Raw genomic sequence first — 9,784 nt, 5'->3', positions numbered from 1 at the left:
TGGGAACTGACCCCGATCTGTTATTTCCTGGCGAAAAGCCCGAGGAAGTTACCGTAGCCTTGCTCTGCCAGATCTTCCTTCGGGATGAAACGCATGGCCGCCGAGTTGATGCAGTAGCGAAGACCCGTTGGAGGGGGGCCGTCGGGAAAGACGTGGCCGAGGTGGGAATCTGCATGTCTGCTGCGCACTTCCGTGCGTGACAAAAAGAGCTTCCTGTCCTCCCGCTCCACGATGTTTTCAGGGACGAGGGGACGGGTGAAGCTCGGCCACCCCGTGCCGGAGTCGTACTTGTCCGTGGAGCTGAAAAGGGGCTCACCGCTCACGATGTCCACGTAGATTCCCTCTTCCTTGCTGTCCCAGTACTCGTTCTGATAGGGGCGCTCCGTGCCGTCCTTCTGGGTAACCTCGTACTGTATCTCGGTAAGCTTCTTTCGAAGCTCCTCCTTTGAAGGGATGACATAGGTCTTCTTCGCGCCTTCCGTGCTCCCTGTTTTCGGTGAAGTCATATCTTCCTCCCACGCTTTTTTCAGGAACTGGTCCCGTCCGGACCCGTAACGATAGTACTTGTAACGGATGGGGTTTTTCTTGTAGTAGTCCTGGTGGTACTCCTCGGCACGGTAAAACTCCGAAGCCGGGACGATCTCCGTGACGATGGGCTTGGAGAAGCGGCCCGATTTCTCGAGCTCACCCTTCGATTTTTCGGCAAGCTTTCTCTGCTCTTCGTTCAGGTAAAAAATGCCCGAACGGTACGAGGACCCCCGGTCGACGAACTGCCCGTCCGCATCGGTGGGGTCTATCTGCCGCCAGAAGACGTCGAGGAGGGTTTCGTACGAGACTTTAGCGGGGTCGTAGGTAATCACCACCGCCTCTGCGTGGCCCGTCGCGTCAGATGAAACCTCCTTGTAGGTGGGGTTTTCCTTGTGTCCCCCCGTGTACCCCGATACCACATCCTTTACGCCTTCGAGTTTCTCGAAGGGCGGCTCCATACACCAGAAACACCCCCCCGCGAAGATCGCACGCTCGAGGTGCTCCGATGCATGGGAAACCTTTCCCGTTGACGTCATACCTCCCGCAAGAGCGAAGAGGGCCCCCAAAACGCTGAAGAGGGCGATGGAAGACACGGCCTTCCCTCTCTTGCCCTGCAAATAATTCCTTATCGCTGCCTTTGCCACATTTTTCATCTTCCTGTATCTCCTTTTATTATTATGGATCATCTCTTACTGCGTCTCTACCATGTTAGACGCACAAAAGGTTGCGCAAGGATTACGAAAATATCACATATGTATAACAAAGTTCATCGGCCCCTGCTCCGGGCTTCAAGAGGGCGTATATGAAACATTGCGGCCCGGGTCGTCATCAAACCTGCAAAGGCAAAAACGAATGGAAAGCGCATCATTTCGGACCACGATAGGTTAAAGGAGGCAAGACAGTGAAATCCAAAACCCTTTCGCGTCCCCTGACCTTTTTCCCGGGCAAAGCGTTGCTTCCTGCCCTGGTCATATCATACATTTTTGTATCCGGCCTACCATTGCCAAAAGAGGCCGCCGCAGTCGAGATAAAGGGTGCTGCATTCTCCGACACCATCAGCACCCGAGACCATGAATTCCACTTGAGAGGAGCCGGGACACTTACGTGGAAGATCTTTTTCACCGTGTACTCGGCCGCGCTCTACCTCCCACCGGACGTGTCGAGCGACGCCGTTCTCGAGGATGTGCCCAAGAGGCTCGAGTTCCACTACCTCGTCGATGTCAAGGCAGAAACGTTTTCGGAGTCAGCGTCTCCATACCTGGAAAAAAACCTCGACGAGGAAAGACTGGCCATGCTGAGACCCAAAATAGATTCGATCAACCGCCTCTACAGGGATGTGAAAAGTGGCGACCGCTATGCCCTGACATACACACCGGGGAAAGGAACCACCCTCTCTCTGAACGGAGAGGAACTGGGGACCATCGAGGGGGGAGATTTCGCCTCGGCCTACTTCACGATATGGCTCGGTGAAAAACCCATAAGCAGAAGCCTTAAACGCTCTCTCCTGAGCGGAAATCAGCCCTGAAGCGAACAGGGGCGCCGTCGGGTGCTGGATGTATCGACTTTAGTCCCGGAAGAAGAATGCGATCATGAGGATAGCGATAATCGGAAGCGGAATATCGGGGATGGTGGCGGCATACCTCCTTTCCCGCTCCCACGATACAGCCCTCTACGAGGAAAAGGCGAGGATCGGCGGCCACACCAACACGGTCGACGTGGAGACCGCTACGGGCTCCGTCCCCGTCGACACGGGGTTCATCGTCTTCAACGAGGTCACCTACCCCAACTTCTGCGAAATCATCCGGCGGCTGGGCGTTTTCTCGCAGCCCACGAGCATGTCCTTCAGCATGAAATGCGAAAGAACGGGCCTCGAGTACAACCCCCGTTCGCTGAACACCTTTTTCGGCCAGAGGAAGAACCTCTTCTCCCCCTCCTTCTACCGCATGATCAGCGAGATAATAGGGTTCCGGCGGGAATTCGACAGGCTCTGCGAAGGCGACGACGGGGATCTCGAGCTCGGCCAATACCTCGGGGAGCGGGGATACTCGCGGCGCTTCATCGACCAGTTCATCATTCCCCTGGGATCGGCCATCTGGTCAGCGGAACCGGAGGGGTTCAAGCGCTTCCCCTTACGTCACTTCGTAACCTTCTTCCGGAACCACGGCTTTCTCTCCGTGAAAAACCCCATCACCTGGCGGGTCATAACCGGGGGATCGAAGGAATACGTGAAAAAGCTCACCGCCTCCTACGCGGACAGGGTCAGGCTGAACTCCCCGGTTGTGAAGGTCACCCGTGAGCAGGCCCACGTGACGGTCGAGGGAAGAGACGGCAGCAGGGAGCGCTTCGACCACGTGGTGATTGCCACGCACTCCGACCAGGCCCTTCGCCTCCTGGGTGATCCCACCGACGCGGAGAGGGAAATACTCGGCGCCATCCCCTACCAGGAAAACCAGGCGGTGCTCCACACGGATGCGTCGCTCCTTCCCGAGCGTTCCTCCCTCTGGGCCAGCTGGAACTACCTCACGCCCAAAGAGGAAAGTGGCAGGGTCGCAATCACCTACAACCTGACCATCATGCAGGCCCTGGAAGGGGACGAAGTGTATTGCCTGACCCTCAACCAACCCGATAAAATTGATAGGGAGAGGGTAATCGCCCGCATCACATACCATCACCCCGTCTACTCGGCGGAAGGGTTCGCCGCCCAGAAAAGATACGCCGAGGTCGGCGGGAGGAACCGGACCCATTACTGCGGTGCATACTGGGGGTTCGGTTTCCACGAAGACGGGGTCAAAAGCGCCCTTCGCGCCTGTGCTTTTTTCGGGGAGAAGCTGTGAAGGCAAAGAGCTGCATATACGAGGGCCACGTCACCCACCGCCGCTTCGCGCCCGTACCGCATTCATTCGCCTACCCCCTCTTCATGATGTTCATCGATCTGGCCGAGCTCCCCCACCTTTTCTCCGGCAACCCCCTGTGGTCCCCGGACCGGCCGAACCTTGCCTGGTTTTGCCGCAAAGATTACCTCCCCCCTCAAAGCGTTCCCCTCGACGAGGCAGTGCGGGACCTGGTAGCCGAGCGCACCGGCACAAGGCCAGCCGGACCCGTGCGGATACTCACGCACCTTCGCTACTTCGGCCACTGTTTCAACCCCGTCAGCATCTACTACTGCTACGACCGTGCCGGGGACAGGGTGGAGCAGATCCTCGCCGAGGTGACGAACACGCCCTGGGGGGAGCGGCACGTCTACCTGCTCAACAACGGGGACCCCGGCAGCCGGGGTAAAGAGAAATCGTACCGGCTCGCAAAGGAGTTCCACGTTTCCCCCTTCATGGACATGGACACGCGCTACAGATGGCGGTTCAAAGATCCCGGGGAAAACCTGGAGGTCCGCATGGAATGCTACCGGGATGAACAGCTCTTCTTCGACGCGGCCCTCGACCTTTCGAGGGAAGAGATAGGGCGTGCCTCGCTCTCGCGGGTCCTGATCCGGTACCCCTTCTTGACCCTCAGAGTCTATGCCATGATCTACCTGCAGGCATTCCGCCTGTGGCGGAAGGGGGTGCCCTTTTACGTGCACCCGAAAAAAAGGACAGGAAAAGAGGATAGCCATGAGCAGTCCGACAGCCGCCCCCACGAAGTTTGAGGCGTGGAAAAAGAGTTCCCCTGCCGACAGGTGGGCAAGGAGCCTGCTCTTTACCCGTATGAGGGATCTTCGCATTGGCACACTCAGGATAATCGAGGGATCCGACACGGCCATCTTCGGTGGAGAAGAGGGCGGCGGCTCTCTCGAGGCAACCATCCGGGTCAGGGATCCGCGCTTTTACCGTGACGTCATCTACGGCGGGACGGTCGGCGCCGCAGAATCCTACATGGAGGGGAGGTGGTTCGTTGATGACCTGACGAACCTGGTCCGTCTACTCCTTGTAAACTTCAGCCAGATGGAGCGCCTGGACTCCTCCTGGACGAGGCTCTACGCACCGCTCCACCGGCTTGCACACCTCTTCAGGAAAAACACGCTGTCGGGGAGCAGGAAAAACATCCTCTCCCACTACGACCTGGGAAACGAATTCTTCAGCCTCTTCCTCGACGAAAGCCTCACCTACTCCAGCGCCATTTTCGAGCGGGAAGGGAGCACCCTGAAGGAGGCGCAGCTGGAGAAGCTGGACCGGATATGCAGAAAGCTCTCTCTTTCCCCCCGTGAACACGTGATCGAGATAGGGGGGGGCTGGGGAAGCTTTGCCATCCATGCGGCAGAAACCTACGGGTGCAGGGTGACGACCACGACCATATCGGAAGAGCAATTCTCCCTTGCAAAGCAGCGGGTGGAGGAAAGGGGGCTCTCCGACAGGGTTGACGTCGTCAAGAAGGATTACCGGGACATACCGGGGCGCTACGACAAGCTCGTCTCCATCGAGATGATAGAAGCCGTCGGTCACCACTACTTCGACACCTTCTTTCAGCGTTGCAGCGACCTGTTGAAACCGGAGGGCGCAATGGCGCTCCAGGCGATCACCATACCCGACGCCGAGTACGAGCGGCACAGACGGACGGTGGACTTCATAAAGAGGTACGTGTTCCCCGGCAGCTGCATCCCCTCGGTCGCCCGGATTCTCAAAAGCATCTCCCGGAAAACGGACATGCGCATGGTCCACCTCGAGGACATAACCCCCCATTACGCCAAAACACTTCGCACGTGGCGGGAAAACTTCTTCAGGAACATCGACCGTGTCCGGGAGATGGGGTTCGGGGAGCACTTCATCCGGATGTGGGAGTTCTACCTCTGTTACTGCGAGGGGAGCTTCGCAGAGAGATACAACGGCGACCTGCAGATGATATTCACGAAGCCAAAGAGCCGCCTCGAACCCGGTCTGACCCCCACGTGAAACGGCGGAGCACGCTCATGGCGGAAGGACTGAAAAAATACGCGACCCTGGTCAATCTCGTGGCGTTTCACATCGGCTGGCTCGCCTGCGTCATCGGGGCGGGAAAGGGCCGTCCCTCTCTCGGGCCCCTGGTCGTCCCGGTGCTGGTTGCGCTCCAGGTAGCCCTCATATCGCAAAATTCCCGGAGGGAATCCTGCTTCATCATCGCAACGGCCCTCTTCGGGTTTCTCGCCGACACCGGCATGATCTACGGGGAGGTGTACGAGCCCGTCCGTGACGTGATGCCCCCGCCCTTGATCCCCCTCTGGATGGTGGCCCTCTGGGTGAACTTCGGCGCGGCCCTCAACCTGAGCCTGCGCTGGTTCCGGGGCCGTTACGCGGCGGCGGCCCTCTTCGGTGCAGCGGGGGGGCCCTTCGCATACTTTGCCGGTGCCAAGCTGAAGGCGGTGGTGCTCAACCCCGACCCCCTCCGCAGCTTCGCCGTTCTCGTCATCGTATGGGCCGTCTCGGTGCCCTTCCTCTACTTTCTCTCGGAAAAAATCGTGGGAAGCAACGGGTCCCGATGATGGCCCGAAGAGGGGTCAGGACCCTTTACGGAAACGGTAGTGGGACACGAGCCACTCCCGGCCGCCCCGGAACCCCCAGAGCTCGGCACAGGCGATGAAGAAGATACGCCAGCGGTGAAACCACCGACTCGCCTCACCCTTTCCGTAGGTGGCTTCCAGAACCGGCATGATCGCGTCCTTTCCTCCGTCCAGGTTCGCGAGCCAGTCTTCCGCCGTTCGCCGGTAGTGCTCCCCCCACATACGCCAGTGCTCCTCGAGGGCCAGGTGTTCCTGGAAGTTCAAAAGAAGCCCGTCCGAGGGCATGATCCCGCCGGTGAAGAAGTGGTTTCCCATCCAGTTGTCATCACCCTCGCCCTCGAAGGTGTATGCGTGCAGGCGGTGGCAGAAGAGGTGAACGAAGAGGTACGCCCCCGGCCTCATCCAGGTGGAGATCCTGCGCATGAGCTCCCGGTAGTTCCGCATGTGCTCGAACATCTCCACGGAGACGACCCGGTCGAAGGTTTCGCCGGTTTGGAAATCGTTCATGTCTGCCGTGACCACCCTCACGTTCCCGATACCCAGCTCCCGGCAGCGCCCCTCTATGAACTCCCGCTGGGAGGCGGAATTGGACAGGGCTGTGACCCTCGAGGATGGGTACATCTCCGCCATCCAGAGGGTGAGAGCCCCCCACCCGCACCCGAGCTCGAGGATATCCATGCCTTCCCCTATGAGGGCCCGCTCGCAGGTTACGCGAAGCATGGCTTCCTCCGCCTCGTCGAGGGTCTCACCCCCCGTCGGGTAGTAACAGCAGCTGTACTTGAGGTGCTTCCCGAGCACTATTTTGAAAAAGTCCGCGGGGACCTCGTAGTGCTGTAGGTTCGGCATCTCCGGCCGGGGAGCGACGGCGCTTCCATCCATCTTTTCAATGAGTTCTTTGAACCTGCCCCGCTTATCCTCGATGGTGCCCCGCCCTTCCATCTTCAGGCGCTCCCTGTTCATCATCCGTATTCCCGCGCGCACCAGGCTGTCGGGGAGAACCCCCGATTCGGCCATCTTTTCTGCCAGCTTCATGACTTTTTTCCTTTCGGGAACCAGGGTATGAACACGCTCGTGGTTTGCTGATACTCACGGTACGCATCGCCCCGTGTCAGGATTGCCTGCTGCTCCGTGTAGGGTATCCCCGTTATCTTGAAGAGAAAAATCCCCATCACGACCGGCCCCATGATGGCGAGCCAAAGATAGGGCGACCCGATGGAGAGGAATATGTAGGCGAACCAGTGGATCCACTCGAAGAAGTAATTCGGGTGGCGGGAATACCTCCACAGGCCCCGGTTGCACACTTTCCCACTGTTCTCGGGGTTCTCCCGGAACCGTGCCAGCTGCCGGTCCGCCACCGACTCGCCCGCAACGGCAACGAGCCATACGAGGACCCCGAGTGCGTCGGTCACCCCCAGGGCGGGCCGCGGGTTAAAGGCAACGGCGAGGAAAGGGAGGGAGAAGAGAACGTCCCAGGTTGCCTGCGCCTGGAAGAAGAGGAAAAAATTTCGATCTGCCCTGTCCCCCCACTTCTCCCGGAGGGCCAGGTACCGTCCATCCTCCGGTTTCCCGATCACCCGGTCGAAGGTGAGATAGAGGCCGAGGCGCAAGGCCCAGATCCCTCCAAGGGCCCCCACGATTATCCTTCTCTGAAGGAACCCGGGGGCCGCCCAGGCGTAGGCAAGGGCCAGGATGGCCAGTCCCATCGCCCACCCCGCATCCACGATCCCGGCATTTTTGGTGGTCCGCCCGACGTAGTAGAGAAAGGACATCATGATGGCCATTCCCAGCCAGGCAACGAGGATCAATTCGATTACCTTCACGGCTCACGTCCCGGCATGCAAACGGGAAAAAATCGAACCTCACCGGTCGCGTGTTTTTCACTCTTTTCCTTTTTTCTCTGCATCATTTCGGTGTGATTCTGCACGTCGTTTTCCCGAACAAACTTTTGCCTCACCTTATAGATGACCGCTGAAGGGAAAAATGTTCAGGCATCTTCAAAAAAACCGGGGGGAAATATGCGAGATGGCAGTGCAGAGTGATGAGTGCGGAATGCGGAAGGGGGAATGAAAAACAGTTCAGAGTTCACAGTTTACCGTTTACCGTTTCCGGTTGAACCAGAAACTCTAAACTCGAAACCGCTTTCTCGGGACACGGGACCCCGGACGCGGGACTGCCGATTCAATCATTCACAGCTTACCGTTCATGGTAATGCGGAATGCGGATTTCGGAATGCGGAATGAAAACCCAACTCGAAACTCTAAACTCGAAACCGCTTTCTCGGGGACCGGCCGTGACATCCCGTCAAGCCGGGCACCCTGTGTCCCGGAGTGCCCGGCTCGAAGATCCTGAAGGGCTTCCTCCAACGTTTCCCCTTTAAAAATCCATGTTTGCCGGTTCAAAGTACTCCCGTGCGTGCTTGCAGCAGGGACACACGGAGGGAGGCTCGGTTCCCTCGCGAATATAGCCGCACACGCCGCACTTCCACTTTATCTGCTGCTCCCTCTTGAAAACCGTCCCGCTCTCCACCATCTCCAGGAGCCTCTTGTAGCGCTCCCTGTGATGGGCCTCGATCTCCGCTATCCGCTTGAACAGGGACGCTGCCTCCTTGTTCCCCTCCTCTTGCGCCTCTTTCGCGAAGGTGGGATACATATCGACGGTTTCATAGTGCTCGCCCCCGATCGCCTCCTTCAGGTTGGCAACCGTGTCGCCGATCTCGCCGAGAAGCTTGAGATGGTCCTTTGCGTGGCGCCGCTCGTTGTCCGCCGTCTCCTCGAAGATCTTCGCTATGTAGCGGTACCCCTCTTTCCTCGCAACGTCCGCGAAAAAGGTGTACTTGTTCCTCGCCTGCGATTCGCCGGCAAATGCAGCCTTCAGGTTTTCTTCGGTTTTGCTCATTTCTCCCTCCCGTCCGTAATTGTTGTACTCCCTGCCTGACGCCGGATCTTCCTTCCGGCAAAGAGCGGCCGTTTTACCATGTCCAAAATAATGTTGCCATGCTCTATCGTGATTTCAGGGCGTGCCGGGATTTTTCACCGCCCTTCACCACGACATTATACTATACACGCAGCCGGAAGACGGGGGCGTTCCCCGGTGAAAAGGGAAACGGCCGGTCGCGGAAAGATATTTCCCCTCGATGAAAACCCCGGGAGGGGTAAACGTCAGCTTCATGATGGAAAAAGGCCAGGAAAACCTGCGACCCCGACAATTTTTTCCGCATAAACCAGAATATCAGGCCCGCGGCGTGAGAAAACGCACGGAGCCTTGACGCCTCACCTGGCGAATTGTGGTCCCCCCGAATCATCAGCGGTCGATATTCTTCATGGCCACTTCGGGGTACCGGTCCCCCGCAGTCACCCCCGGAGGGAAGATGGCATCCAGGCGGGCCCTCTCCTCATCATTCAGGGTAATGTCGAGGGCGCCCGCGTTCTCCTCGAGAAAGAGCACGTGCTTCGTCCCGGGTATGGGCACGATATCCTCGCCCGCTCCCAGAACCCAGGCCAGAGCCAGTTGCGCCGGGGTGCACCCCCTCTCGCGGGACATGTGCCCCAACGCCTCGGACAATCGAAGGTTTCGGGTGAAGTTCTCCCCCCGGAATCGCGGATGGTTGCGGCGCCAGTCATCTTCGGGAATATCCTCGGGCACGGCGAAGCGCCCCGTCAGGAATCCCCTGCCAAGAGGGCTGTATGACACGAAGCCCACGCCGAGCTCCCGGCACGTGGCGAGGATTTCCCCTTCCGGCTCCCGGCTCCAGAGGGAATACTCGGTCTGCAGGGCGGCGATGGGATGGACCGC

10 protein-coding genes and 1 pseudogene are annotated in these 9,784 nt (G+C 58.7%); 6 read left to right on the top strand and 5 right to left on the bottom strand.

Going from position 1 to position 9,784, the window contains the following annotated elements; genetic code table 11:
* Window positions 1-20 precede the first annotated feature (20 nt).
* Entirely contained in the window at window positions 21-1,064 is a 1,044-nt protein-coding gene (msrA, locus tag GTN70_00560) for a peptide-methionine (S)-S-oxide reductase MsrA (GenBank protein ID NIO15493.1), read from the bottom strand.
* Between the two features lie 416 nt (window positions 1,065-1,480).
* On the opposite strand from msrA, the gene GTN70_00555 reads away from it, so the two are divergent.
* From GTN70_00555 to GTN70_00535, 5 genes are all read left to right on the top strand, one after another.
* Window positions 1,481-2,053: a hypothetical protein gene (locus tag GTN70_00555; GenBank protein NIO15492.1), complete on the top strand. Its 573-nt coding sequence runs from the start codon at window positions 1,481-1,483 to the stop codon at window positions 2,051-2,053.
* Window positions 2,054-2,117: 64 nt separating this feature from the next.
* Entirely contained in the window at window positions 2,118-3,362 is a 1,245-nt protein-coding gene (locus GTN70_00550; GenBank protein NIO15491.1) for an NAD(P)-binding protein, read from the top strand.
* Complete coding sequence (locus GTN70_00545; protein NIO15490.1) at window positions 3,335-4,168, top strand: DUF1365 family protein; 834 nt, start codon at window positions 3,335-3,337, stop codon at window positions 4,166-4,168. Before GTN70_00550 ends, GTN70_00545 begins: the two co-directional genes overlap by 28 nt.
* Window positions 4,134-5,408 (top strand): methyltransferase domain-containing protein, encoded by a 1,275-nt coding sequence (locus GTN70_00540; GenBank protein ID NIO15489.1) that lies wholly within the window; start codon window positions 4,134-4,136, stop codon window positions 5,406-5,408. Before GTN70_00545 ends, GTN70_00540 begins: the two co-directional genes overlap by 35 nt.
* Window positions 5,409-5,425: 17 nt before the next feature.
* The gene (locus GTN70_00535) at window positions 5,426-5,974 is read left to right on the top strand and encodes a DUF2878 family protein (GenBank protein NIO15488.1); all 549 of its coding nucleotides are present in this window, start codon (window positions 5,426-5,428) and stop codon (window positions 5,972-5,974) included.
* A gap of 15 nt (window positions 5,975-5,989) precedes the next feature.
* Here the strand turns inward: GTN70_00535 and GTN70_00530 are convergent, their stop codons facing one another.
* From GTN70_00530 to GTN70_00520, 3 genes are all read right to left on the bottom strand, one after another.
* Complete coding sequence (locus GTN70_00530) at window positions 5,990-7,024, bottom strand: methyltransferase domain-containing protein (protein ID NIO15487.1); 1,035 nt, start codon at window positions 7,022-7,024, stop codon at window positions 5,990-5,992.
* On the bottom strand, window positions 7,021-7,773 hold the full coding sequence (locus GTN70_00525; protein NIO15486.1) for a DUF1295 domain-containing protein: 753 nt from the start codon (window positions 7,771-7,773) through the stop codon (window positions 7,021-7,023). Before GTN70_00525 ends, GTN70_00530 begins: the two co-directional genes overlap by 4 nt.
* Before the next feature lie 592 nt (window positions 7,774-8,365).
* Window positions 8,366-8,887, bottom strand: a complete 522-nt coding sequence (locus GTN70_00520; GenBank protein NIO15485.1) for a rubrerythrin family protein — start codon at window positions 8,885-8,887, stop codon at window positions 8,366-8,368.
* Between the two features lie 281 nt (window positions 8,888-9,168).
* Between GTN70_00520 and GTN70_00515 the strand changes: the two are divergent.
* Window positions 9,169-9,237: pseudogene (locus tag GTN70_00515) on the top strand (hypothetical protein).
* Between the two features lie 55 nt (window positions 9,238-9,292).
* On the opposite strand, the gene GTN70_00510 reads toward GTN70_00515, so the two are convergent.
* The coding region (locus GTN70_00510) for an aldo/keto reductase (GenBank protein ID NIO15484.1) at window positions 9,293-9,784 on the bottom strand (492 nt) is incomplete at its 5' end.

Source organism: Deltaproteobacteria bacterium, from assembly GCA_011773515.1.
GTDB lineage: Bacteria > Desulfobacterota > Deferrimicrobia > J040 > J040 > WVXK01.
Note: the sequence above shows the minus strand (reverse complement) of the source record. Positions and strands in the feature narration are given on the sequence as shown.